At 65.4% G+C, this 24,948-nt stretch carries 25 protein-coding genes and 1 riboswitch; of the genes, 9 read left to right on the forward strand and 16 right to left on the reverse strand.

All coding sequences use genetic code 11. The annotated features are described in order from the left end of the window. Positions 1 to 160: 160 nt before the first annotated feature. The 4 genes from AC1ROT_RS03830 to AC1ROT_RS03845 form a co-directional block, all read right to left on the reverse strand. Complete coding sequence (locus tag AC1ROT_RS03830; protein ID WP_492997277.1) at positions 161 to 700, reverse strand: chemotaxis protein CheW; 540 nt, start codon at positions 698 to 700, stop codon at positions 161 to 163. 295 nt (positions 701 to 995) lie between these two features. Continuing rightward, on the reverse strand, positions 996 to 2,546 hold the full coding sequence (locus tag AC1ROT_RS03835; protein ID WP_492997278.1) for an acetolactate synthase large subunit: 1,551 nt from the start codon (positions 2,544 to 2,546) through the stop codon (positions 996 to 998). A 22-nt stretch (positions 2,547 to 2,568) separates the two neighbouring features. Continuing rightward, positions 2,569 to 3,612, reverse strand: coding sequence for a cyclase family protein (locus AC1ROT_RS03840; protein WP_492997279.1), 1,044 nt, complete (start codon positions 3,610 to 3,612; stop codon positions 2,569 to 2,571). Between the two features lie 80 nt (positions 3,613 to 3,692). Beyond that, a complete protein-coding gene (locus tag AC1ROT_RS03845) occupies positions 3,693 to 4,235 on the reverse strand; it encodes an Mpo1 family 2-hydroxy fatty acid dioxygenase (RefSeq protein WP_492970041.1) in 543 nt (180 codons plus the stop codon). A gap of 286 nt (positions 4,236 to 4,521) precedes the next feature. After that, positions 4,522 to 4,634, forward strand: a riboswitch (glycine riboswitch). A gap of 53 nt (positions 4,635 to 4,687) precedes the next feature. On the opposite strand from AC1ROT_RS03845, the gene gcvT reads away from it, so the two are divergent. From gcvT to gcvPB, 4 genes are read left to right on the forward strand one after another with little or no spacing between them, the layout of a single operon-like run. Then, positions 4,688 to 5,794, forward strand: a complete 1,107-nt coding sequence (gene gcvT / locus AC1ROT_RS03850) for a glycine cleavage system aminomethyltransferase GcvT (RefSeq protein ID WP_492997280.1) — start codon at positions 4,688 to 4,690, stop codon at positions 5,792 to 5,794. An 11-nt stretch (positions 5,795 to 5,805) separates the two neighbouring features. Continuing rightward, a complete protein-coding gene (gene gcvH, locus AC1ROT_RS03855; RefSeq protein ID WP_492997281.1) occupies positions 5,806 to 6,177 on the forward strand; it encodes a glycine cleavage system protein GcvH in 372 nt (123 codons plus the stop codon). A gap of 16 nt (positions 6,178 to 6,193) precedes the next feature. Beyond that, complete coding sequence (gene gcvPA / locus AC1ROT_RS03860; RefSeq protein WP_492997282.1) at positions 6,194 to 7,534, forward strand: aminomethyl-transferring glycine dehydrogenase subunit GcvPA; 1,341 nt, start codon at positions 6,194 to 6,196, stop codon at positions 7,532 to 7,534. After that, the gene (gcvPB, locus tag AC1ROT_RS03865) at positions 7,531 to 9,105 is read left to right on the forward strand and encodes an aminomethyl-transferring glycine dehydrogenase subunit GcvPB (RefSeq protein WP_492997283.1); all 1,575 of its coding nucleotides are present in this window, start codon (positions 7,531 to 7,533) and stop codon (positions 9,103 to 9,105) included. Before gcvPA ends, gcvPB begins: the two co-directional genes overlap by 4 nt. Before the next feature lie 74 nt (positions 9,106 to 9,179). Here the strand turns inward: gcvPB and AC1ROT_RS03870 are convergent, their stop codons facing one another. Beyond that, on the reverse strand, positions 9,180 to 9,932 hold the full coding sequence (locus AC1ROT_RS03870; protein WP_492970036.1) for a sensor histidine kinase: 753 nt from the start codon (positions 9,930 to 9,932) through the stop codon (positions 9,180 to 9,182). 170 nt (positions 9,933 to 10,102) lie between these two features. On the opposite strand from AC1ROT_RS03870, the gene AC1ROT_RS03875 reads away from it, so the two are divergent. After that, a complete protein-coding gene (locus AC1ROT_RS03875; RefSeq protein WP_492970035.1) occupies positions 10,103 to 10,315 on the forward strand; it encodes a hypothetical protein in 213 nt (70 codons plus the stop codon). Between the two features lie 3 nt (positions 10,316 to 10,318). On the opposite strand, the gene dinB is transcribed toward AC1ROT_RS03875, so the two are convergent. The 6 genes from dinB to AC1ROT_RS03905 form a co-directional block, all read right to left on the reverse strand. After that, entirely contained in the window at positions 10,319 to 11,410 is a 1,092-nt protein-coding gene (dinB, locus tag AC1ROT_RS03880; RefSeq protein WP_492997284.1) for a DNA polymerase IV, read from the reverse strand. A gap of 29 nt (positions 11,411 to 11,439) precedes the next feature. Further along, the gene (locus AC1ROT_RS03885) at positions 11,440 to 11,841 is read right to left on the reverse strand and encodes a VOC family protein (RefSeq protein WP_492970033.1); all 402 of its coding nucleotides are present in this window, start codon (positions 11,839 to 11,841) and stop codon (positions 11,440 to 11,442) included. Between the two features lie 232 nt (positions 11,842 to 12,073). Further along, positions 12,074 to 13,195 carry an ROK family protein gene (locus AC1ROT_RS03890; protein ID WP_492997285.1) on the reverse strand — a complete coding sequence of 374 codons (1,122 nt, stop codon included), beginning with the start codon at positions 13,193 to 13,195 and terminating at the stop codon, positions 12,074 to 12,076. A 44-nt stretch (positions 13,196 to 13,239) separates the two neighbouring features. After that, the gene (locus AC1ROT_RS03895; RefSeq protein WP_492970031.1) at positions 13,240 to 13,563 is read right to left on the reverse strand and encodes a hypothetical protein; all 324 of its coding nucleotides are present in this window, start codon (positions 13,561 to 13,563) and stop codon (positions 13,240 to 13,242) included. A gap of 238 nt (positions 13,564 to 13,801) precedes the next feature. Next, positions 13,802 to 14,449 (reverse strand): DUF2238 domain-containing protein, encoded by a 648-nt coding sequence (locus AC1ROT_RS03900; RefSeq protein WP_492997287.1) that lies wholly within the window; start codon positions 14,447 to 14,449, stop codon positions 13,802 to 13,804. A 7-nt stretch (positions 14,450 to 14,456) separates the two neighbouring features. Then, complete coding sequence (locus AC1ROT_RS03905; protein WP_492970029.1) at positions 14,457 to 16,493, reverse strand: methylmalonyl-CoA mutase family protein; 2,037 nt, start codon at positions 16,491 to 16,493, stop codon at positions 14,457 to 14,459. A 248-nt stretch (positions 16,494 to 16,741) separates the two neighbouring features. On the opposite strand from AC1ROT_RS03905, the gene ccrA reads away from it, so the two are divergent. Together ccrA and AC1ROT_RS03915 are read left to right on the forward strand one after the other, a co-directional pair. Further along, a complete protein-coding gene (gene ccrA, locus AC1ROT_RS03910; RefSeq protein WP_492970028.1) occupies positions 16,742 to 18,076 on the forward strand; it encodes a crotonyl-CoA carboxylase/reductase in 1,335 nt (444 codons plus the stop codon). Between the two features lie 75 nt (positions 18,077 to 18,151). Beyond that, complete coding sequence (locus AC1ROT_RS03915; RefSeq protein WP_492997289.1) at positions 18,152 to 19,852, forward strand: acyl-CoA dehydrogenase family protein; 1,701 nt, start codon at positions 18,152 to 18,154, stop codon at positions 19,850 to 19,852. Here AC1ROT_RS03915 and AC1ROT_RS03920 read toward each other — a convergent pair. The 5 genes from AC1ROT_RS03920 to AC1ROT_RS03940 form a co-directional block, all read right to left on the reverse strand. Further along, positions 19,849 to 20,790: a threonine/serine dehydratase gene (locus AC1ROT_RS03920; protein WP_492997290.1), complete on the reverse strand. Its 942-nt coding sequence runs from the start codon at positions 20,788 to 20,790 to the stop codon at positions 19,849 to 19,851. The two genes, AC1ROT_RS03915 and AC1ROT_RS03920, sit on opposite strands and share 4 nt — an antisense overlap. 33 nt (positions 20,791 to 20,823) lie before the next feature. Next, positions 20,824 to 21,291, reverse strand: a complete 468-nt coding sequence (locus tag AC1ROT_RS03925; protein WP_492997291.1) for a MarR family winged helix-turn-helix transcriptional regulator — start codon at positions 21,289 to 21,291, stop codon at positions 20,824 to 20,826. Continuing rightward, complete coding sequence (locus tag AC1ROT_RS03930) at positions 21,291 to 22,208, reverse strand: DMT family transporter (RefSeq protein WP_492970024.1); 918 nt, start codon at positions 22,206 to 22,208, stop codon at positions 21,291 to 21,293. The genes AC1ROT_RS03925 and AC1ROT_RS03930 overlap by 1 nt, the downstream gene beginning before the upstream one ends. Before the next feature lie 3 nt (positions 22,209 to 22,211). After that, a complete protein-coding gene (locus AC1ROT_RS03935) occupies positions 22,212 to 22,931 on the reverse strand; it encodes an alanyl-tRNA editing protein (protein WP_492970023.1) in 720 nt (239 codons plus the stop codon). A gap of 79 nt (positions 22,932 to 23,010) precedes the next feature. Next, a complete protein-coding gene (locus AC1ROT_RS03940) occupies positions 23,011 to 23,835 on the reverse strand; it encodes a helix-turn-helix transcriptional regulator (protein WP_492997293.1) in 825 nt (274 codons plus the stop codon). Between the two features lie 141 nt (positions 23,836 to 23,976). On the opposite strand from AC1ROT_RS03940, the gene AC1ROT_RS03945 reads away from it, so the two are divergent. Further along, on the forward strand, positions 23,977 to 24,174 hold the full coding sequence (locus AC1ROT_RS03945; RefSeq protein ID WP_492970021.1) for a twin transmembrane helix small protein: 198 nt from the start codon (positions 23,977 to 23,979) through the stop codon (positions 24,172 to 24,174). Positions 24,175 to 24,190: 16 nt separating this feature from the next. Beyond that, positions 24,191 to 24,769, forward strand: a complete 579-nt coding sequence (locus AC1ROT_RS03950) for a cob(I)yrinic acid a,c-diamide adenosyltransferase (protein ID WP_492970020.1) — start codon at positions 24,191 to 24,193, stop codon at positions 24,767 to 24,769. Positions 24,770 to 24,948: the final 179 nt, after the last annotated feature.

The following is a 24,948-nucleotide window of genomic DNA, read 5'->3' on the forward strand; positions in this document are numbered from 1 at the left end:
CAGAACAAGCCCCCCTGTAGGTACCACCCTAAAGTTTATCTAAAAGGTCTGTTTCCCTTTGTCATGGGGTTTCCGTGCCAGACTCGCGCAAACAAACGGCCTGCCCAGATTTTAGGCAGGCCGCTGTTGGATTTGCGAAAACGGTTGGGCGCGGCGGCCTTCAGGCCGCGGCGGCGTCAACCTGCGGCACACCGCGGTTGAACAGGCGGTTCACATCGATCAGGGCCACCATGCGGTCTTCATGGGTGGCCAGCGCGCTGAGGAAGGTCTGCTCGACATCGGCGGCGGTGGCCGGCACCGGCTGCAGCGCGGAAGAGTCGAGGGCCAGAATATCCGATACCGTATCGACCAGCAGGCCGACGGACTCGCTGCCGACTTCGACAACGATCACGACATTGGCGCTGGTCGGCGTGGTGGTGCCGCCGCCGAGGCGGACGCGCAGGTCGAAGATCGGCACCACGGCGCCGCGCAGGTTGATGACGCCGCGCACGAAGGGCGGCGTGTTGGGCAGCGGCGTCACATCGGTCCAGGCGCGGATTTCGCGCACGCTGAGCAGATCGAGGCCGTAATTCTGGTCGCCGATGGTGAAGGTGAGCACTTCCTGGCTGCCGCGCAGCTCCATGGCCTGCAGCGCGCCACCCTTGGCGGCATCGGCAGTGGCAGGAACGGAGGAAGTCGAAACGGTCGCGGGCGTGGACATGGCGCTCACACTTTCTGCTGTGGCTGAACTTCTACGGTCGCTGAACTCGGTCATTGTGCCGGCCATGACGCCGCCCCGGTATCAAGGACGGCGCAGGCCCGGTGGGGGACTGCAGATACCCTTCGTTATCCATCCGGCAGCGAACCTGACACGGGGCGCAGCTTCAGGGCATCCACGCGGCGTAAATTGGCAAACTTCGCGGTTTCCTGCAAAGGAATTCGCCGCTTAACCCGTTCAGGTGACTAAGAAATTAGGTCTGCCGCGCCGGCGGGGCCAACAATGAGTGGTAGGTCGCTTACAGCACCAGCTCTATGAGTTGTGGCCCGTGATGCTCCAGTGCGGCGGCGAAAGCCCGGCTGAAGGCATGCATTTCCTCCACCCGCACGGCCGGCACGCCATGGCCCTTGGCCAGCGCCACCCAGTCCGGATCGGGACGGTCCAGCGTCAGCATGTCGATGGCCCGCGGTCCCGGATTGGCGGCGCCGACATTGGCCAGCTCGTTGCGCAGGATGGCGTAGGAGCGGTTGGCGAAGATCACCATGGTGACGTTGAGCTGCTCGCGCGCCATCGTCCACAGCGCCTGCAACGTATAGAAGGCGCTGCCATCGCCGGTCAGCGTGACGATCTTGCGGTCGGGGCATGCCAATGCAGCGCCTATGGCAACAGGAAGACTGTAGCCGATCGAACCGCCCATGTTGTTCAGCCAGTCATGCGGGCCGGAGGCTTCGGCGGCGGCGAAGATGCCGCGGCCCGAGGTGACGGACTCATCCACCACCACGGCGTTGTCGGGCAGCAGCGCGGCAATGGCGGCGGCGATCTTCTCCAGACTTGGCGCGCCCTCGGGCAGGCCGGGTTTCTCCGGCTGGCGCTGGGCCTCGACTGTTTTCGGCGCGCCGACGGCATCGGCCAGGCGCTCCAGCGCATCGATCAGGTCGTCTTCCACCTCGGCCACCGCCGTGATGGTGCAGCTATCGGGCGTCAGCACACTGGGCTTGCCCGGATAGGCGAAAAAGGCAATCGGCTGCTTGGTGCCGACCAGCACGGCCTCGCGCACATCGGCGAGATACTTCAACGCCAGGTCGACCACAAAGGGAATGCGTCCCACGCTGGGCAGTCCGCCACCGCGCTCGATGCGGGCGCTGAAGCCGTTATTCGACAGCCGGCAGCCGGTGGCGGCGGCAATGCGTGCGGCCAGCAGCAGGCCCTGCCGCTGCAGCGCGATGCCGCCCAGGATCAGCATGCCGTTCGGCCCGGCCTTTTTGAGCGCGGCCGCGGCAGCTTTGATCTGCGCGTCATCGGCCTTCACCCGTGCCGGCACGGCAACGGGCTTGGCCTCGCCCTGCGGCGCGTCGTTCCAGGCGGTGTCGGCCGGCAGGATCAGGCTGGCGATCTGGCCGTTGCGGCTTTTCGCCGCCGCCACCGCTTCCGCGCCCAGTCCGGCGACGTCACCCGCCGTATGGCCGCGCCCGATCCAATGCGATACCGGCCGCGCGATGCCTTCGATATCGGCCTTCAGCGGTGCGTCATACTGCAGATGATGCGTCGCATGTTCGCCGATCACGTTGACAATGCCGGAACTGGCCTTGCGTGCGTTATGCAGGTTGGCCACGCCGTTGGCGAGGCCGGGCCCCAGATGCAGCAGCGTTGCCGACGGGCGGCTCGACAGGCGCCAGTAGCCATCGGCCGCGCCGGTCACCACACCTTCGAACAGGCCCAGCACGCAGCGCACGCCGGGCACGCGATCCAGCGCCGCGACGAAATGCATCTCGGAAGTACCGGGATTGGCGAAACAGGTATCGACGCCGGACGCGACAAGGGTGCGGACGAGGCTTTCGGCGCCATTCATGGCGGACTCCTGGAATAAAGGCTCAGACGGTGGCGATGGGCGAGGATGGCGAACCGACCGCACCGGTGAGGCGCAGCGGCGGTGCGGTCAGCAGGAAGCGGCTGCGGTTGCTGGCCTTCAGATACGCGGCAAGTTCGGAGAGATACCACAGCTCGCCCAGCGGCACGCCCAGCTTGAACAGGCAGTGTTCATGCAGCGGCAGCATGGCATGGCTGCCTTCCACGGCTTTCGCCGGCAGGCCTTCCACCGCATAATTGTCGGCGATCAGGCAGCTGACCTTGGAGTCGGTGATCCAGTTGCGCAGCTTGGCGTCGCGGCCATCGATCACGGCGCAGGAATTCTCCAGCCGGTGATGGTCGGGCTTGCGGCCCATCGACAGCAGCACGTCGCCGAAGCCGGTGTAGAAGCACAGCATGTCGCCCTGCTCCACGCTCACCTTCTGCTTCTCCATCGCTTTCATCAGCAGGTCGTAGCCGACCCAGGTGCGCGCATCGCCGCATTCGTCATGCAGGTTGACCAGAACGCCGCGGCCCTGCATGCCATGCTTGGCGAAATTGTGGATACCGAGTGGCTCGGTGCCCTTGGAGGGGAAGCGTTCCAGCCGCGGCTCGCCCACATTGCGATCTTCCACATCGGGCACATCGCTGCCGCCGCGCCAGCCGTTGTAGAACACGCGTTCGGGCGTGCCGTCGCCATCGGCATCGAACATCGATCCGATATGGGCAAAGCTGTCCCATTGCGTGGAATACTGCAGGTACAACAGCGCCGCATCGTCGCTGGAAACGTCGGTCAGCTTCGGATCGAACAGCGACAGCGGCAGCGCCATGTTGGCCCGGCCCTCGCGGTTGACGGCAAACAGCTGCGGCGGGAAACGGCGCGGATTGAGCAGGTTGCCGCCCGGATATTCCAGCGGCAGCGACAGGCAGAAGGTCTTGCCCTCCCGCACCTCGGCGATGCCCTGCTTCACTTTTTCGGCGGTGATCCAGTTGACGCGGCCGATACGGTCATCGGCGCCGAACTCGCCCCAGTTCGACCCGTCGGGCCGGTTCTTCCAGCGTTGTGTCATTTTGGAGAGACCCTTTTAAACGTGGATGGCCGGAACAAGTCCGGCCACGACACTCTCTTGCCTGCGTTTTTTCAATCGCCTCAGGCGGCAGCGCGTTCCCGCATCGCACCGACCGAGTAATGCGGCCAGCGTGCTTCCACCGCTTCATGCAGGTCCTGGCACTGGTGCAGGGCGAAGAAAGCTTCCGCCACCAGGAAGACCGGGCCGATCAGTGCCTGCAGCGCATTGTCGGCCAGCGCCGGCCGGCGACCTTCGAAGCCGTGGCCGACCAGCTGGAACACCCAGCCGCCGACGAAGAAGCCGACGAAGGCGATCCAGCCGATCATGCTGCCCTGCATGGCCACCTGCTCGGCCAGTTGCAGCAGCACGAAGGAGAATAGCGCCATCACGCTGCCGATGCGGCGATCGAGCCAGATGTAGAAGATGCCGGTGGCGAACCACAGCACGGTGGCCGCTGTGATCGTGGTCTCGCCGCCCCAGAGCGTGAACAGCTTCACCCAACTCAAGGGGATGAAGATGGCGAACACGATGGCCGGAATGCCGATGAAATGCGTGGCGCGGTTGCGCATGTCGCGGTGGTAAGCCGAATACATCGCCATCTGTTCGACGAAGAACGGGTTCATGGCGGTTTCCTCCATTTTTTTATCGAGCCTCCGAGTCGCAGCCGCGGCCCGGAAAACTCCTCTGCTGTGGATAACCCTAAACACCCCTAAAGCATTGTCAATCGTGGCGTTTTCGAGCTTCCGTAAAGTCACGGGGAATATCGTTGAACTCATACAGGCCTCCGCCTATTCTCGCGGCGTCGCAAGCAGTCTGGCGGGAGAGCCGGCCGGCCCGGGTTTCATACGGGCAGGACGCGCCGAAGGAGCAACCGCCCCGGAAACTCTCAGGCCAACGGACCGACCGGACTGGCGACACTCTGGAAAGCGGATCGGGAGTCCAACCCCGGTCCCACCGAAGGAGTAAGGAGTGGTTTTTCCAACCCCTCCGAATCTCTCAGGTTCCCGGACAGAGGGGGCGAACGGCGAAACCATCCGCCGGTTCGACTCTGATTCTGTCCGCAAGGGAACCTCGCTTGGGCGATACCGAAAATCTCCGTTTCACGCCGCTGAACGCGCTGCATAAAGAGCTGGGCGGACGCATGGTCCCCTTCGCCGGCTATGAAATGCCGGTGCAGTATCCGGCCGGCATCCTCACCGAACACAAGCATACCCGCAGCCAGGCCGGCCTGTTCGACGTCTCCCATATGGGCCAGGTGCGCCTCACCGGCGCCGATCCGGCCAAGGCGCTCGAAGCCCTGGTCCCCGGCGATCTGGTGGCGCTGGAGGTCGGCCGGATGCGCTACACGGTTTTCACCAATGATGCCGCCGGCATCCTCGATGACCTGATGGTCAACCGGCGCGACCGCGACCTCTTTGTCATCGTCAACGCGGCCTGCAAGGAACAGGACATCGCGCATATGCGCGCCAGCCTGAAGGGCGTCGAGGTCGAATATCTGGAAGACCGCGCCCTGCTGGCGCTGCAGGGCCCGGCCGCCGTCGCGGTGCTGGCGCGACTGAACAGCGTGGTGCCGGCGATGAGCTTCGGCATGGGCGCGACACTGGCGCTCGGCAAATACGAGGCCTTCGTCACCCGTTCCGGCTACACCGGCGAGGACGGCTTTGAAATCTCGCTGCCCGCCGACCAGGCGGAAGACTTCGCCCGCTGGCTGCTGAGCCAGCCCGAGGTGAAGCCGATCGGCCTCGGCGCGCGCGACAGCCTCCGCCTTGAGGCCGGCCTCTGCCTCTACGGCCATGACATCGACACCACCACCTCGCCCATCGAGGCCGGGCTGAACTGGACAATCTCCAAGCGCCGCCGCGAAGAGGGCGGCTTCCCGGGCGCGGAGGTCGTGCAGCAGCAACTGAAAGACGGCGTCAGCCGCAAGCGCGTCGGCGTCCAGCCCGAGGGCCGCGCGCCGGCCCGCGAAGGCACCGAAATCCTCAACAGCGATACAGGCGAGAAGATCGGCGTCATCACCTCGGGTGGTTTCGGCCCCAGCGTCGATGCCCCGATCGCCATGGGCTATGTCGCCACCGACTATGCCAAGCCCGGCACGCCGCTCAGCCTGATGGTGCGCGGCAAGGCGCTGCCTGCAAAAACCTGCACCCTTCCCTTCATCACCAAACGCTACGCCAAGTAAGGAGACGATCCATGACTGCCCGCTATACCAAGGACCATGAATGGATCCGTCTTGATGGCGATGTCGCCACCGTCGGCATTTCCGACTACGCCCAGAGCCAGCTCGGCGATGTGGTCTTCGTCGACCTGCCGGCCAAGGGCAAGACCGTTGCTGCCGGCGCTGAAGTCGCCGTCGTTGAATCGGTGAAGGCGGCCAGCGAAGTCTATGCCCCGGCCGGCGGCGAGGTGGTGGATGCCAACCAGGCCATCGTCGACGATCCGTCGCTGGTCAACCGCGCCGCCCAGACCGACGGCTGGTTCGTCAAGCTCAAGCTCGCCAATAAGGCCGAGCTCGACGCCCTGATGGATCAGGCCGCCTACGACGCATTCCTCAAGACTCTGTAAGAAGGAGCGCCTCCCCATGCGCTATCTCGGTCTGACCGAAGCCGATCGCGGCGCCATGCTGGACACTATCGGTGTCGGCGGCATCGATGCCCTGTTCAAGGATGTGCCCGCCGGCGCGCTCAATCCCGCTCTCGACCTGCCGCCGCATCAGGGCGAGCTGGAAGTGGAACGCGCCTTCGCCGCCATGGCGAAGAAGAGCGTCTCGCCGATGGACGTGCCCTTCTTCCTCGGCGCCGGCGCCTATCGCCATCATATTCCGGCCGCCGTGGATCACCTGATCCAGCGCTCGGAATTCCTCACCTCCTACACGCCCTACCAGCCCGAGATCAGCCAGGGCACGCTGCAGTATCTGTTCGAATTCCAGACCCAGGTGAGCATGATCACCGGCATGGAAGTGGCCAATGCCTCGATGTATGACGGCGCCACCTCGGCGGCCGAAGCCGTGCTGATGGCCCAGCGCATCACCAAGAAATCGAAGGCCGTGCTGTCCGGCGGCCTGCATCCGCATTACCGCGACACCGTGGCGACGCTGATGGATCAGACCGACCAGCCGCATGTGGCCGCCCCGGTCGATCTCGCCGGCACCGAAGACCTGAGCAAGCTGATCGACGACCAGACCGCCTGCGTCGTCGTGCAGAACCCGAACGTCTTCGGCCATCTGCGCGATCTCAGCGACCTGGCCAAGGCCTGCCAGGCCAAGGGCGCGCTGCTGATCGTCGCGGTCACCGAGATCACCTCGCTCGGCCTCGTCACCCCGCCGGGCGCCATGGGCGCCGATATCGTGGTAGCGGAAGGCCAGAGCATCGGCGTGCCGCTCAGCTTCGGCGGGCCTTACGTGGGTCTGTTCGCCACGCGCGAGAAATATGTGCGCCAGATGCCGGGCCGGCTCTGCGGCGAGACCGTCGACCAGGACGGCCGCCGCGGCTTCGTGCTCACATTGTCGGCGCGCGAGCAGCATATCCGCCGCGAGAAGGCGACCTCGAATATCTGCACCAATTCCGGCCTCTGCGCGCTGGCCTTCACCATTCATATGAGCCTGCTCGGCGAAGCCGGCTTTACCCAGCTGGCGGCGATCAACCACGGCAAGGCCGTGCAACTGGCCGAACGGCTCAGCGAACTGAAGGGGGTCGCCATCGTGCCGCAGGCCTTCTACAACGAATTCGCCATCACCCTGCCCAAGCCGGCAGCCGATGTTGTCGAGAAACTCGTCGAGAAAAAGATCCTTGGCGGCGTGCCGGCCTCGCGGCTCTTCCCGGGCGAGAAGTCGCTCGCCAATGTCCTGCTGCTCACCGCCACCGAAACCAATACCGACGGCGACATGGACAAACTTGTCGCTGCCCTGAAGGAGGTGCTGTGATGCTGAACCGTCAGGGACGTCCGACCACGCCGCATGCGGCTGCCAACAGCGCCGCGACCGGCACCATCACCGGCAATCGCGGTCTGCAGCAGGAAGAAGCGCTGATCTTCGAAATGGGTGAGGACGGCCGCACCGGCGTCGATCTACCGCCTGCCCCGAACGTGAAAGCCCGCCTCGGCGGCCTGAAGCGCACCGGCAAGATCGGCCTGCCGGGCCTCTCCGAGCCACAGGTGATCCGCCATTTCGTGCGGCTGTCGCAAAAGAACTATTCCATCGATGCCGGGCTCTATCCGCTCGGCTCCTGCACGATGAAGCACAATCCGCGCCTCAATGAGAAGATGGCGCGCCTGCCGGGTCTGGGCGACGTGCATCCGCTGCAGCCGGTCTCCACTGTTCAGGGCGCCCTGCAGGTCATCGATACACTCGCCGGCTGGCTCAGGACCCTGACCGGCATGCCGGCGGTGGCGATGTCGCCGGCGGCCGGCGCCCATGGCGAGCTCTGCGGCCTGATGGCGATCCGCGCGGCCTTGAAAGCCCGCGGCGATGTGCGCAAGCGCATCCTCGCGCCGGAATCCGCGCATGGCACCAACCCGGCGACGGCGGCGCTCTGCGGCTATACCGTCGACCCGATCCCGGCGACAGCCGACGGTCGTGTCGACCTCGACGCCCTGCAGGCCAAGCTGGGTCCGGATGTGGCGGCGATCATGCTGACCAATCCGAATACCTGCGGGTTGTTCGAGCGCGACATCAAAAAGGTCGCCGACATGGTCCATAAGGCCGGCGCCTTCTTCTATTGCGACGGCGCCAACTTCAACGCCATCGTCGGCAAGGTGCGGCCGGGCGATCTCGGCATCGACGCCATGCATATCAACCTGCACAAGACCTTCTCCACGCCCCATGGCGGTGGCGGCCCCGGCTCGGGACCGGTCGTCTTGTCGGATGCGCTGAAGGATTTCGTGCCGCTGCCCTATGTGGTGCATGGCAAGGATGGCCTGACCCTGGTCGAAAGCGGCGATGCGAAAAGCTTCGGCCGCATGAAAGCCTTCCACGGCCAGATGGGCATGTTCATCCGGGCGCTCGCCTACATGATGAGCCATGGCGCCGACGGCCTGAAGCGGGTGGCGGAAGACAGCGTGCTGTCGGCCAACTATGTGATGGCCAGCCTGAAAGATGTGATGAGCCCGAGCTTCGACGGCCCCTGCATGCATGAGGCGCTGTTCGATGACCGCTTCTTAAAGGATACCGGCGTCACCACGCTGGACTTCGCCAAGGCGATGATCGACGAGGGCTACCATCCGATGACGGTCTACTTCCCGCTGGTCGTGCATGGCGCCATGCTGATCGAGCCGACCGAAAGCGAGAGCAAGGACAGCGTCGATGCCTTCGTGAACACGCTGCGCGGCCTGGCCGAAAAGGCCAAGGCCGGCGGCGAGAATGTGGCGATGTTCCAGGCGGCGCCGCAGCTCACCCCGCGCCGGCGTCTGGACGAGACCCGCGCCGCGCGGAGTCCGGTCCTGCGCTGGAAGCCGGGCAGCAACGGCGCGCCGGCCGACAAGGCAGCGGCGGAGTAAGGCCGCGACAGAGGCGAAGTAAAAAACGCCCGGTCAGAAATGGCCGGGCGTTTTCTTATGCTGGAACGATGCGCTTATCCGATCCGACCGATGCGCTCGGCAAACGACTGTGCCTCATGGGATTGCACCGGCATTTCGGGCAGCGGCAGCATGATCTCGTAGCAGGTGCCGGGCTGGCCCTGGCGAATCCTGAAGCTGCCGCCAAGCTGCGACACCAGACTGCAGGTCAGTCGCATGCCCAGGCCGGTCGCCGCCTGCGGGTCGAAACCCGGCGGCAGGCCGATGCCGTCGTCGCGCACGATCAGATGCAGCATACCGTCCAGGCCGCGGCCGCAGGCGATCTCGATGGTGCCGCGGGCCTGGCTGGGATAGCCATGCTTGAGCGTGTTGAAGACAAATTCGTTGATGATCATTCCGGCCGTACTGGCGATCTGGGCCGGCACCAGGATCGGATCGACATTGACCAGCAGCTCGTGGCCATGATCCTCCACCAGGGCTGCGAAAATCTCGTCACGCAGACCGCCGAGGTAATCGGTCAGCGACACCAGTTCGTCCGCGCCGGCCTGCGACAGGCGCTGGTGCAGCCGGGCGATCAGTTGCAGCCGGCGGGCGGCGCGCGCCAGTTCCAGTCGGGCTTCGGGATCGCTCATCCGCGTCAGCGTCAGGGTGAGCAGGCTGCCGACCAGTTGCAGACTGTTGCCGATGCGGTGATCGGCCTCCTTGCGCAGAATATCCGACAGACCGGCCGCCGCATTCAGTCCGGGCGGGGCAGTGGCGTCAGGATTGTGGGCGTCAAGATGACGGGTCAGGGATGAAGGCAGGGTCATAGCGTCTCTCCGATTCCCCCACCAGGAACAGGAATGACCCTAGACCGTGCTTTTCAAAATATCCATTTATATTAATGACTTAATATACTCAAGGAACCCCTTTTGAGGCTTTGTCGTTTCTTACTCATTCTACATCAAATGAGCACCGGCCTGCTTGCCGGTGAAAGGCTATGAACGACTCCCAAGCCCGCGGCGAACGCCTGCAAATCATGCTGACCCCCGATGAACTGAAGGCCCTGGACGACTGGCGTTTCAAGATTCAGATGCCCAGCCGCGCCGCCGCCGTACGCGAACTGCTGCGCCGCGGCCTGGCATCCGAAGGCTTTGACCTCGCCAATCGCACGACCAAGTCGAAAAGCTACGGCGTCATCGAAGGCGAATAGGCCCTACAGCGTCAGGCTGAGCTGGGGCGAGGCCCCGGCCAGCTCTTCCGCCTTCTCGTCTTCACCCAGGGTCGACAGCGTCACGCCGAGCAGGCGAATGCCCTTGGGCACCGGGAACAGCGGCTGCATCAGCGTCTCGACGATCTGCGCGATCTCGGCCTCTGACGACACCGGCGCCGGCAGGGTGCGGCTGCGGGTGATCTGCTGGAAGTCGGCGTATTTGACTTTCAGCGTCACCGTGCGGCCGCGGATGTCGGCCTTCTCGCAATAGCGCCAGACCTTGGCAATGATCGGCTGCAGCTCGATCTCGGCCTCGCCGCTGGTGAACAGGTCGTCCGAAAACGTGTTCTCGGCGCCCACCGACTTGCGGATGCGGTCGGGCCGCACCTGGCGTTCATCGATGCCGCGCGAAATCCAGTAGTAATACCGCCCCGACTTGCCGAACTGCTGCTGCAGGAATTCCATCGTCTGCGCGCGCAGGTCCAGACCGGTCTGGATGCCGAGCCGGTTCATCTTGTCCGAGGTGGCCGGCCCGATGCCGTGGAAGCGGCCGACCGGCAGCGTCTCGACAAAGCCCGGCCCCATCTTCGGCGTGATCACAAACAGGCCATCGGGCTTGTTCTGGTCAGACGCCAGCTTGGCCAGGAATTTGTTATAGGACACGCCCGCTGAAGCTGTGAGCTGCGTCACGGCTTTGATCCTGGCGCGGATCTCTTCGGCGATCTGGGTGGCGGAGTCGATACCCTTCAGGTTCTCTGTGACATCCAGATAGGCCTCGTCCAGCGACAGCGGCTCGATCAGCGGCGTGTATTCGGCAAAGATCTCGCGGATCTGCTGCGACACGGCGCGATAGACGCTGAAGCGGTGCGGCACGAAGATCAGTTCCGGGCATTTTCGTTTTGCCGTGACCGATGCCATGGCCGAGCGCACGCCGAACTTGCGCGCCTCGTAAGAGGCCGCCGCCACCACGCCGCGTTCGCGCGAGCCGCCCACCGCCACCGGCCTGCCGCGCAGATCTGGATTGTCACGCTGTTCCACCGAGGCATAGAAGGCATCCATGTCGACATGGATGATCTTGCGGATGCGTGGAGTCATGCCTTCAGATGCCGGCTCGGACGCCGGCGTCAGGTCAGGTTCAGTTGCCACGACACGCCGAACCGGTCATTGACCCAGGCGAACAGTTTGCTGAAGCCGTAATTGTCCGGCGGCATCAGCTCCGCTCCGCCCGCGGACAGCGCCGCATGCAGCCGGCGTAGTTCGGCCTCATCCTTGCAGTCGACGAACAGCGACACCGCCGGCGTGAAACCGAAGGCATGCTTCACATAACTGTCGATGCAGATTACCGGCTGACCCGCCACCGTGAAGTCGGCGCGCAGCACCGAGCCTTCGGGACCCGGCCCTTCCGCACCATAGCGCTGGATGGCCGTGACCGCCGCATCGGGAAACAGCGAGACGTAGAAGGTCATCGCCGCTTCGGCCTGGCCGTCCTGGAACATCAGGAAGGGACGAATGGTGGTCTTGGACACGACATACTCCGACGATTCGAACAAAGGACAGCCATTATCCGAGCTTAAATCCTCCTGCCTGTCAAAACCTGTCAGGTTTTCGCCGGCCGGAAGTGAACGCTTGGCGGTCTGCCGCCTTTTCCCCCATGACAGGGATCAACAGCGCCTTCAACGGGCTGGCGCTCCCGCCCGCCCGGCAGAGCGGCGTCTCGGTTTCGGCCTGAGGGTGACGGCGTGTTATATGGCGCTGTCCTTACCTCTCCGCCTTCACCGTCGTATAGCTGGCATTGCCCAGGCCAGTGCCGATGGTCAGCGCCGCCCAGTGCTTCACGTCGCGCATGCGCCAGACCTCGCTCAGACCCTGCACCACGGCGTCGTTATGCAGCGCCACCTCGATACTCTGCCCGTCGATGCGCGGCAGACGTTCGCGCAGGGCATCGGTCAGGTTGAAGTCTTCGGCCTCCCAGTTGCCGGGCAGGTTCTGGGCGCCGCGCTTGATCCAGCCGTCTTTCGCGATCAGGCCGGGACAGCCCACCGCGATCACCGGCGCCAGCCGCCACTTTTTCCGCCCGGCCTTGTGCGTCAGTTCGCGCAGCATGCCGCCCAGATGATCCAGCGCCTCCTCGCGTCCCGGCCGATGGTCGCGGTGCCGCCAGTGCAGCAGCTGCACCACGCTGGCGCTGTCGCCGAACCGGTCGGTCTTCTTCAGGGTGACGATGCCGCAGCGGAGATTCGTGCCGCCGATATCGATGGCGATAAAGCCGTCATGCTCGGCCATGGTCTCCGGCGCCAGCAACTGCAGCCCGCCGAGCAGGCCGGCCTCGTCCGGATGATGGCTGAGCGGCAGCAGATCGACCGCGATCTCCGCCTCGCCCAGCAGCATGGCGGCGCGCAGGATGGCGATCTCGCCCACGCGGCTGCGGCGCAGGCCACCGCCGACCACGATGCGCTCGACATCCTGCCAGGATTTCTGTTTCAGGAACCGCTGCACCACGGCGGAGAGGTTCTGCGCGAATTCCTCGATGGCGCCCTGGACGATGGCGGCGGCGCCGAGGTCGTCGCCGGTCAGGATGGCATCGAATTCGGTTTTCGACATGTCGCGGGCGCGGGTGTCGCGCAGCTCATGCTCGGTCAGGTCGCGGCCCTCCTTGCGCAGCGCGTCGATCAGCGCGCGGAAAGCCCGGCCGCTGGCCTTGTCGCCGACAAACCCTTCGGCATCGCGGAGTTCCAGGTTGTAGCTGTCGACCCGTACGGCCGGCAGGTCGGCGGCGCCGTGATGCGGCAGGGCCACATGCGCGGGCGCACGGCCGTTATCGCCCTGCGGTTCCTGCGGGGGTTTTGTCTTCGCTGTCTTGGTTTTATGGCTGGCCGCCACATCGTCCTCGCATCGCTGCGCGGACGGTCAGGCGTCCGCCTGGATCAACGCTCGATGCGGGCCAGCAGTGCCATCAGCAGCCAGGCCAGCAGGCTGAAGCCCAGCGCCGGCAGCAGGATATCGCTGGCGGCAAAGGCCCAGTCGATGCCGCAGGTGGTTGGCGTGCCGCTGCCGCGGCTCATGTCGATGGGGATATGGCCCTGCGCCGCCGGCACCGGCTTGCACAGGCCCATCGGCTCGTAGCCGTTGGTGCGCAGCAGCAGCACGGCGAACAGCAGAACCGGCAGGCCGAAGCCGGCGCCGAGGCTGACAGCCAAGCGGCCGGCCAGGGTGCGGGGGCGGATCAGGGAAGACAGACGCGACAGCAAAGCGGACTCCGGGAAAACGACCGGGTTTCGATAGCAGGGCCGGGCCGCAGATGCCACCTTGAAGTCCCGCTCCATGTTCCTATATTGTTCTAATCTGGCCACGAAGTCGAGCAACGAAGGAGGTCAGGGGAAACACAGGATGAGCCAACAGACACGGCTCAGGATGGCTCAAGATGGCAAGGTTTGGCTCATTTTGGCGCCGCGCTGGCTCCAGATGGCTCCAAATGGTTCCAGATGGCTAAATCTGGCGCGAGTTGTCAGGGTTTGCAGGTGTTTTCGGCTGTGAAATGGCGGAAATCTGCCGATCTTGCCAGCGAAAAAACAGCACGGCAGCCAAAGCCCCCAGCAGGGCCAGCGCCATGTCGGACTGGGTGTCCCATTCGTCGCCCTGGGTGCCGAGGAATTCCTCCGCGCCGCCGCCCATCACCAGCGCCGCCAGCCATTCGATCAGTTCGTAGGTGGCGCTGATTGCTAGGCAGATGCAGACGACGAGGAAGATGGTCAGTTTCGGCCGGTCGATACGGAAGACCCGGATCAGCAGCTCGCGCGCGATGATGGCAGGCACGAAGCCTTGGGCGAAATGGCCGATCTTGTCATAGGGGTTGCGGTCGAGGCTGAACCACTCCTGCAGCCAGAAACCGAGCGGCGTGCGGGCATAGGTATAGGCGCCGCCCAGCATCAGGATCAGGCCATGCAGCGCGATCAGCGCCATCGTCAGGTCGGTCAGGCGGAAACTCTGCCGCGTGGCGAACAGGATCGGCCAGGCGATCACCGCCGGCGCCACTTCCAGCACCCAGGTGACGCGGTCATAGGGATTGAGCCCGCTGAGGACGAGGCCGAGGGCCCACAGCACGGTGAGCAGCCAGAACATGCGGGATGATGACATGCCTGCGTTATGCAGCCTTCGACCAGGTGCGGTCAACCAGCGCGACGATGGCGCGCATGATGGCGGTGAGGTCGTAATCCTTGGGCGTGAACACGCCGGCGATGCCGGCCGCCGTCAGCCTTGCGGCATCCTCGGGCGGAATGATGCCGCCGACAACGACGGGCACATCGCCGATACCCTCGGCGCGCATGCGCTGCATCACATCGGTGGCGAGTTCGACATGGCTGCCCGAGAGAATGGAGAGCCCGACCAGATGCACGCCCTCTTCCAGCGCCGCGGCGACGATCTGCTCCGGCGTCAGGCGGATGCCCTCGTAGACCACTTCCATGCCGCAGTCGCGCGCCTTCACCGCGATCTGCTCGGCGCCGTTGGAATGACCGTCCAGGCCCGGCTTGCCGACCAGCAGCTTCAGCGGCCGACCGAGACGCTTGGCGACAGCCGCCACTTCGGCGCGCAGGTCGTCCATGCCGTCGTTGCTGAGCGCGCCGCTCGCCGCCGAGACGCCGGTCGGCGCGCGGTATTCGCCAAACACCTTGCGCAGGGTCGCCGCCCATTCGCCGGTGGTGACGCCGGCCTTGGCCGCCGCGATGCTGGGTTCCATGATGTTGCGGCCATCACGCGCAGCTTTTTCAAGTTCGACCAGCGCGGCCTCCACGGCAGCCGTGTCGCGCGCGTCGCGCCACGCTTTCAGCCGCGCGATCTGGTCGGACTCGGCCTCCGGATCGGCCGCCATGATGGCGCCGCCCTCGGTGCCGACCAGCGGCGACGGCGCGCTCTCGGTGAATTTGTTGACGCCGACCACGGTGATCTCGCCGGTCTCGATGCCGCGCACGCGGCCGGTGTTGCTTTCCACCAGCGCCTGCTTCAGATAGCCGCTCTCCACGGCCATGATCGCGCCGCCCATATCGCCGATGCGCTTCAGCTCGGCGCGCGCGGCGTCTTTCAGTTCGTTGACCTTGGCCTCGATGGCCGGATTGCCGTCGAACAGGTCGCCGTATTCCAGCAGGTCGGTTTCATAGGCGACAATCTGCTGCAGGCGCAGCGACCACTGCTGGTCCCAGGGCCGCGGCAGGCCGAGCGCCTCGTTCCAGGCCGGCAGCTGCACGGCGCGGGCGCGTGCTTTCTTGGACAGCACCACAGCCAGCATCTCGAGCAGGATGCGGTAGACGTTATTCTCCGGCTGCGGCTCGGTCAGGCCCAGCGAGTTGACCTGCACGCCATAGCGGAACATCAGCGCCTTCGGATCGGTGACGCCATAGCGCTCGCGGCCGATCTCCTCCCAGAGATCGACGAAAGCCCGCATCTTGCAGATTTCGGTCACAAACCGGATACCGGCATTGACGAAGAAGCTGATGCGGCCGAAGGCCTGGGCGAAATCCGCCTCCGGCACCTGGCCGCTGTCGCGCACGGCATCGAGCACGGCGATCGCCGTGGCCAGCGCATAGGCCAGCTCCTGCACCGGCGTGGCGCCGGCCTCCTGCAGGTGATAGCTGCAGACATTGGTGGGATTCCACTTCGGCAGCTCGCGATAGGTGAAGGCGATCACATCGGTGATCAGCCGCATCGAGGCCGCCGGCGGATAGATATAGGTGCCGCGCGACAGGTATTCCTTGATGATGTCGTTCTGCACCGTGCCGTTCAGGTCGGCGCGGCTGGCGCCCTGCTCCTCCGCGACGGCGATATAGAGCGCCAGCAGCCAGGCGGCCGGGGCATTGATGGTCATCGAGGTGTTCATCTGCGCCAGCGGGATCTGGTCGAACAGCACCCGCATGTCGCCCAGATGGCTGACCGGCACGCCGACCTTGCCGACCTCGCCGCGCGCCAGGATATGGTCGCTGTCGTAGCCGGTCTGGGTCGGCAGGTCGAAGGCCACCGACAGGCCGGTCTGGCCGCGCCCCAGATTGGTCCGGTACAACGCGTTGGAGGCCGTCGCCGAGCTGTGGCCCGAGTAAGTGCGGAACAACCAGGGCTTTTCCCGGTTATCCTTTTCGCGGCTGCGAAGGGCGGCCGGCTTGCCGGCATCGGTCGGACGAGTCGCGGACATAATTTTATTCCGTGTCAAGTTGACGTTAGGTTATTTAGTTTCTCGTTGCGTCAGAACAGGGAAATATCATAACCTCTGCTGCATTGCAAAACGATCTTGCCATTTTTTCGCCACTGCAAAAAGATAGCAATCGTCTTGTCAGGTACCGTCTCGCGGCGCCGCAGCAAGGCTAATCCCGGCCGCTGTGGCCCAACAAGACCAGAAATCACGCGTTAAGCGTAACAGGGAAACAACGAGGGAGTTTCACCATGTCCAATGCGGGTGGATCGGTGGTCGCGCTGGCGACCAGCAACGGCGCTCCAGCCCAAGCCCAGGCCACGGCGGCCAAGGGTGTCCTGAAAGACCTCTACGAGGTTGGCGAGATTCCGCCAGTCGGCCATGTGCCGAAGCAGATGTATGGCTGGGCGATCCGGCGCGAGCGCCATGGCCCGCCGGAGCAGTCGATGCAGCTGGAAGTGCTGCCGACGCCCGAGATCGATGCCGACGAGGTGCTGATCCTCGTGATGGCGGCCGGCGTCAACTACAACGGCGTCTGGGCCGGCCTCGGCGTGCCGATCTCGCCCTTCGACGTGCACAAGGCGCCCTTCCACATCGCCGGCTCGGATGCCTCAGGCATCGTCTATGCCGTCGGCCGCCGCGTGAAGCGCTGGAAGGTTGGCGACGAGGTCATCGTCCACTGCAACCAGGATGATGGCGACGACGAGGAGTGCAACGGCGGCGACCCGATGAATTCGCCGACCCAGCGCATCTGGGGCTACGAGACCCCGGATGGCAGCTTCGCGCAGTTCGCCCGCGTGCAGTCGCGCCAGCTGATGCCGCGGCCCAAGCACCTGACCTGGGAGGAAAGCGCCTGCTACACGCTGACGCTCGCCACCGCCTATCGCATGCTGTTCGGCCATCGCCCGCATATCCTGCGGCCCGGCCAGAACGTGCTGGTCTGGGGCGCCGCCGGCGGCCTCGGCTCGATGGCTATCCAGCTCATCGCCATCTCAGGCGCCAACGCCATCGGCGTGATCTCCGATGACTCGAAGCGCGACTTCGTCATGAGCCTCGGCGCCAAGGGCGTGGTCAACCGCAACGACTTCGACTGCTGGGGCCAGTTGCCCCCGGTGATGGATACCGAGAAATACGCCGAATACATGAAGAAGTGCCGTGCCTTCGGCAAGGCGATCTGGGACATCACCGGCAAGGGCAACGACGTCGATTTCGTGTTCGAGCATCCGGGCGAGCAGACCTTCCCGGTCTCCTGCTTCGTGGTGAAGCGCGGCGGCATGGTGGTGTTCTGCGCCGGCACGACCGGTTTCAACATCACCTTCGACGCACGCTTCGTGTGGATGCGGCAGAAGCGCATCCAGGGCAGCCATTTCGCCAACCTGCTGCAGGCCAGCCAGGCCAACCAGCTGGTGATCGAACGCCGCCTCGATCCCTGCATGTCGGAAGTCTTCAGCTGGGCCGATATCCCGCGCGCCCATACCAAGATGTGGAAGAACCAGCATAAGCCCGGCAACATGGCTGTGCTGGTCAGCGCCAAGGTCCCGGGCCTGCGGACCCTCGAGGATGCAATCGAAGCGGGGAATTCATAATCCCTCTCGATGCTGACACGGCTGGCGGAAGCGATTCCGCCAGCCGCACCAATTCATACTGACTGCGAGTGCACCATGTCTGCTGCCCCCAAACTGCCTGCCGCCGAAGCCCTGCTGATCGACTCGCTGCTGCAGGTCTGTGGCAACGCCTTGCAAGCCGCCGAGCAGCTGGTGGCCCATGCCACGGCGGCGGTGGCGCAGCTGGTGCGTGGCGCCGACGGCCATATCGATGCCGCGCGGCTGGAGGACGAACAGTTCGCCGCCCATGGCCTCGCCTGGTTCGCCACCTATGCCGCGACCCTGAAAGAAACCCTGCACTGGGCCGAGCGCCTGCAGGCCGAGGGCAAGTTCCGCGAGCTGGAGCAGCTGATCGTGCAGGCCGGCTTCGGCGAATATCTGGCACAGATGCAGGGCGGCATCAGCATGAGCCAGGTGGAAATCTGCCGCCCGGCCAATCTCGGCGTCACCACCGAGGCCCTGCAGGCCTTTGCCACCAAAGATGTCGTCGCGACGCTGATCGCGCGCGGCAATACCACGGCGGTGCGCAGCCGTATCGCCGAGTTGATCAAGGACGGTCTCGACACCGGCGACTTCGGCGAGCTGGGCCTGGACGAGACCATGGCCATGGTGCGCGAACAGTTCCGCCGCTTCGGCGAGGACAAGGTCATTCCCTTCGCCCATGACTGGCACCGCAAGGACGAGTTCATTCCGATGAGCGTGGTCGACGAGATGGCCGAGCTCGGCGTCTTCGGTCTCACCATCCCGGAGGAATACGGCGGCCATGGCATGGGCAAGACCGCCATGTGCGTGGTCTCGGAAGAACTCAGCCGCTGCTATATCGGCGTCGGCAGCCTCGGCACCCGCGCTGAAATCGCCGCCGAACTGATCCTGCGTGGCGGCACCGAAGAGCAGAAGAAGCAGTGGCTGCCCAAGCTGGCATCCGGCGAGACGCTGCCCACCGCCGTCTTCACCGAACCGAACACCGGTTCCGATCTCGGGTCCTTGCGCACCCGCGCCGTGAAAGACGGCGACGTCTACAAGGTGACCGGCAACAAGACATGGATCACCCATGCGGCCCGCACCGATCTGATGACCCTGCTGGTGCGCACCGATCCGAACGAGAAAAGCTACAAGGGCCTCTCGATGTTCCTGGCCGAGAAGCCGCGTGGCGACGACGCCAACCCCTTCCCCGCCAAGGGCATGACCGGCGGCGAGATCGAGGTGCTGGGCTATCGCGGCATGAAGGAATACGAGATCGGCTTCGACGGTTTCGAGGTGAAAGCCGAGAACCTGCTGGGCCAGCGCGAGGGCCAGGGCTTCAAGCAGTTGATGGAGACCTTTGAGTCCGCCCGCATCCAGACCGGCGCACGTGCACTGGGCGTGGCGCAATGCGCCATGGAGCTGGGCCTGAAATACGCCAACGACCGCATCCAGTTCGGCAAGCCGATTTACAGTTTCCCGCGTGTGCATGGCAAGATCGCCTGGATGGCGGTGGAAACCATGCTGGCGCGCCAGCTCTGCTATTTCGCCGCGCGCGAAAAGGATCAGGGCCGCCGTTGCGACCTGGAGGCCGGCATGGCCAAGCTGCTGGCCGCGCGCATCGCCTGGGCCAATGCCGACAACGCCCTGCAGGTGCATGGCGGCAACGGCTATGCCGAGGAATATCCGATCAGCCGCGTGCTCTGCGACGCCCGCATCCTCAACATCTTCGAGGGCGCCGCCGAGATTCAGGCGCAGGTGATCGCCCGCCGCCTGCTGGAACAGCGCAACGGCTAAATGAAATCCGTCGTCGTCGGGTTGGCGCCGCAGACCAGCACGGCAACACGCTCGCTCTGCTGCGGTTTGTAGGCACCGCTCAGCAGCGCAGCGAAGGCCGCCGCACCGCCCGGCTCGGCCACCAGCCGCAGCTTGTCCCACAGCGCCACCTGCGCCGCGCGGATCGCCTCGTCGGGCACCAGCACGGATTCGGCCACGTTCTTCTGCGCGATCGGAAACATCAGGCCGCCGATCTGTTTCGGGGCCAGTGAGTCCGCCGCGATGCCGCCAGCCGGCGCGTCCACCGGCCGGCCGGCCTTGAGCGCCATGTTCAGGGTCGGCGCCAGTTCCGGCTCGACCGCCACCACCTTCACCTTACCGCCATACCAGGCCGAGATGCCGCCGATCAGACCACCGCCGCCGACGGCGACCAGCAGCGTATCGATTTCCGGCTCCTGGTCTTCCAGCTCCAGCCCGACCCCGCCCTGCCCCAGCAGCGTCTCCGGCTGGTCATAGGCATGCACGGCCAGCGCACCGCTCTGGGCCAGCCAGGCTTCGGAGGCTGCCAGCGCATCGGCATAGCGGTCGCCCCCCACCACCAGGTCGGCGCCGTAGCTGCGGATGCGCGCGATCTTCATCGGGGCTGCGATACTGGGCACGAAAATCTTGGCCGGTTTCTGCAGCACCATGGCAGCATAGGCCACCGCGGCGCCGTGGTTGCCGCCCGATGCCGCTACCACGCCGGCCGCCGGCACCGCGCGGCGCAGCAGGTTGGCAAAGGCGCCACGCGCCTTGAACGAGCCGGAATGCTGCAGCAGTTCGAGCTTCAGTTTCACCTGCGGCAGCGCGAGGCCGAAATCGGCGCCGGCCACCGCGATCACCGGCGTGCGCCTAATATAAGGTGCAACCAGCCGGGCGGTTTCAGCGATGGTCGAGCGGTCAATGGCAACGGCAGTCATGTCTGGCCCTCGGGAATACTGCCAGATTTATACTCAAGGCCGGCCGCTGCCGCCATCGCCGCCCGTATCGTCCAGCAGCGTCATGATCGTCTGCATGGCGCCCAGCAGGCGGTCCCGGGTCTGTTCGTCCAGGGTCTGCAGCATGCGGGCGATGTCGCGGCTGGCGGCGCGGTCCAGCGGCGCGAAGGCCGCCCGACCGGCCGCCGTCAGGCGCAGATGGTATTCGCGCCGGTCGGTCGTGCTGGCCTCACGCTGCAGCAGGCCACGTGCGCGGAAGCGCTGCAGGATGCGGCTGAGATAGCCGGGATCGAGGCCGAGATGCTGGCCGAGCGCCGCCGCCGTCATCGCTGGCCCGTGCGCCAGCTCGAACAGCACCCGCACCTCGGTCAGCGAGAAGCTGCTGCGCAGCAGGCCATCTTCCAGCACGCCGATCCGGCGGGTGTAGAACCGGTTGAAGCTGCGCACGGCGGCGACAGCATCGGGCTTTCGCTGCCGCGCCATCACAGCTTCCGCAGGATCGGAGCTGGCAGCATGGCCAGTCCGAAGCCGGCCAGGATCAGGGCGATACCGATCAGGTGGAATATCCGCACCGGCTCGCCCAGCAGCAGAAAGGCGAGCAGCGCCGTGAACACCGCCACCAGATGGAAGGACACGCCCGTCACGGCAGCCCCCAGCACCGCGACGCAGCGGTTCCACAGGATGAAGGCCAGCAGCGAAGCGAAAAGCCCGATATAGAGCACGGCGGCAATGGACGCCGGATCGAAGGGGATAACGGCACCGGAGGCCAGTTCCCAGATCCAGAACGGCGCCAGCACCAGCAGGCCTGTCATCATGGTGGCGCCCAGAAAGACCAGCGGATCAAGCGTGACCGCGCGACGGCGCAGCAGCACGGAATAGAGCGCGTAATTCAGGATCGCCAGCAACACCAGCAGATCGGCCGGCTCGAACCGTAACCGCAGCAGGCTCTGCAGGTCACCGCGCGCCAGGATCCAGCAGATGCCAATGAAGGACACGACGATGCCCAGCAGGGTGCGCGGGGGCACGGTCTCGCGCCCGAGGATAAAAGCCGCGAGCGGGATCATCAGCGGCAGGGTCGAGTTGAGGAAGGCGACATTGGCGGCCGGCACGCTGCGCAGCGCCACATAGGCCAGCGCGTTATAGCCGGCGATGCCGAAGCCGCCGCAGAGCAGCACCAGCCAACGCTGCCGCCACAGCAGATCACGCTGCCGCCACATCCGACCGGCGACAAAAGGTAGCAGCAGAAGCAGCGCCACCAGCCAGCGCCCGACCGCCAGGGTTACCGGCGGCATGGTCTCGGCCAGACCGCGGCCGAGCACCAGATTGCCGGCCCAGAAGGCCGGCGGCAGCCAGAGCAGCATCGTCGGATGCCGCCAGACCGATTGCAGCCATCGGGTCATGGCTCAGGCCGGCCCGAGGCCGATGCGCATGCGTCGGTTATGTCGCCCCTTGTTCTCGATCTTCAGAATCTGGATCGGCCGCGAGGCGCCGGTCGACGCCAGATGGGTCCCGCCGCAGGCCTGGCGGTCGAGTCCTGCGATTTCAACGATGCGCACCATGCCGTCTTCGGTTGGCGGCGGCGTCACCGAGCGGGATCGCAGCAATCCCTTTTCGTCATAGGCATCATCAAGCGCGATATAGCTTTCCCGTACCGGCAGGTCCTGCCGGATCACATCGTTGATCGCCGGCTCCAGCGCCCGCAGGCGATCGTTGTCGGCATCGGGCAGATCGAAATCGATCCGCGCCGTGCCATCGGCATTCATCTGCACGCCGGTGACCAGCGCGCCATCGAAAGCCTGAAACACCAGCGCGTTCACGATATGCAGATCGGTATGCAGCTCGCGCTGGGTCTGGCGGAAGGCGGCATCGACTTCCGCTTCCACCTCACCCGACAGCTCGACCGGCTGCTGCAGCTTGACCCACAGCCTGCCGCCGATGCTCTCGAAGCCCTCGACCGCCACCTCGCCGCCGCTCCAGCGCAGCAGGCCCTGATCGGGCAATTGCCCGCCGCCGCCGGGGTAGAACGGCATCTCGGCCAGCCGCACCAGACCGGGCCGGCTTTCCAGCACCGGGCTGCGCAGGACGAAGGTTTCGGGATTCACATGACAGAAGTATCGCGACATCGGGTCCTCAATCGTCGTTGTGCTGACGATAGGGAAACCGGGTGGCCGGCTTCTTGGCGAAAATTGCGCGGCCGGTCTTCTACTGAATCTGCGCGGCGACGAACTGCCGCGGGGTGATGCCATAGACCCGGCGGAAATGCCGGTTGAGCGCGCTCTGGTCGAAGAAACCGGCGGCAACGGCGGTTTCGGCAATCGAAAGGCCGGCGCGCAGATGCCGCAAGGCCGCCCGCAGGCGCACCTGCGTCAGATAGGCATGCGGCGTCAGCCCGGTCGCCCGCCGGAACAGGCGGATCAGCTGGAAGGGGCTGAGGTTGAACGGCAGGCTGAGGTCATCGAGACTGAGGCGCTCGGTATGCCGTTCCTCCATGACCGGCGTGATCCGGCGCAGCAGGCTGGCATCGGCCGGTTCATCCTCCGCCCGGGCGCCGCTGCCATAGCGGTGGGTCAGGGCGGCAAAGCCCTGCGCCAGCAGCTCCTGCTGGCGCAGGCCATCATCGGCCTGTTCCAGGGCGCAGTGCAGGGCGCAGAAGGTAGCGATCAGCTCCGGGTCGCGGAACAGGTTGGCGGTGAAATAGGCCGGGCCGGCGAGGCCGGCGAGCCGGGCCGCCTCGGCGATCGCCTCCCGCTCCATATATAAGGAGCGGTAGCGCCAGCGCCGGCTGCGCGCCATACGGCCGGAATGGGGCTCGTCGGGGTTGAAAACCAGCAGCACCCCTTCGCGCGCCTCTTCGGTATGGCCGCGGCTGGTGAATTCGGCCCCGCCCGCTTCGGTCACCGCCACCACCAGGGCATCGTGGCTGTGCGGGGCATAGTCATGCCGGGTGAAATCGGCATGCAGCAGGCTCAGGCCCGGCATATGCCGCGCCTGCCAGTAATGGACCCTGTTTTTCGGTATGACGGCCACCGGTACGCCTCCAGTCCGGGGCAGGATAGCAGCGCCCTGCCGGCAAAGCATCCCGGGAGCCGCCCGGCCTGCGGCCTTGCGTCGCGCCCGGAATGACCCGGAGCCGTTGGATTGCCGGGGCCGGCGCTATATCCTCATGGCATGCAGAATTTCGTCCATATGCTGATCCCCGCCTTTGCGGTCGCCACCTTCCTGGTGCTCTGCGTCGGCATTTTCGCGCTGTTCCGCGGCGGACGGTTCAACCGCTCCTATTCCAACCTGCTGATGCGCTGGCGCATCCTGCTGCAGTTCATCGCCATCATCCTGATCGGCGTGGCCAGCTTCGCCTTCCGCAACTGACCGGGATCCTGTCGCCATGGTGAAGCTCGACCGCATCTATACCCGGGGTGGCGACAAGGGCATGACCTCGCTGGGCAACGGCGAACGGGTGCCCAAGCACGACCTGCGGGTCGAGGCCTATGGCGCCGTCGACGAGGCCAATGCGGCCATCGGCCTGGCCCGGCTGCATACCGGCGGTTCGGACCTGGACGCCATGCTGTCGCGCATCCAGAATGACCTGTTCGACCTCGGCGCCGACCTGGCGACCCCGGAGGACGAGGAGCAAGACCCCCGCCGCCGGCCGGCCCTGCGGGTCGACCAGGTGCAGGTCGACCGCCTGGAGGCCGAGATTGACGCCATGAACGCCAATATCAGCCCGCTGACCTCGTTCATCCTGCCCGGCGGCAGCCCGGCCGCCGCCCATCTGCATCTGGCCCGCACCATTGCCCGGCGCGCCGAGCGGCTGGTGACGGCCCTGCAGGATGCCGAGCGGATCAACCCCGCCGCGCTCAGCTATATCAACCGGCTGTCCGATCACCTGTTCGTCGCCGCCCGCCATGCGAATGAGGATGGCACCACCGACGTGCTCTGGGTCCCGGGCCTCAATCGCGGCTGAACCGGCCATTCCGGCCCGGCAAATTCTGCCGGCCCGCCCCCTGCAATGATGTGACACGGCAGAAGCTGCCGTGTTTACCTTACCCGGCAACATTGTAAAACTTCCTGAAATAATAATGCCTTAGGTCCCAGCCGGGAAACTGGCACGCCGCTTGCTGATGCTATGGCAAATCGGTTCCA

Source organism: Ferrovibrio sp. GW821-FHT12E11, from assembly GCF_058806975.1.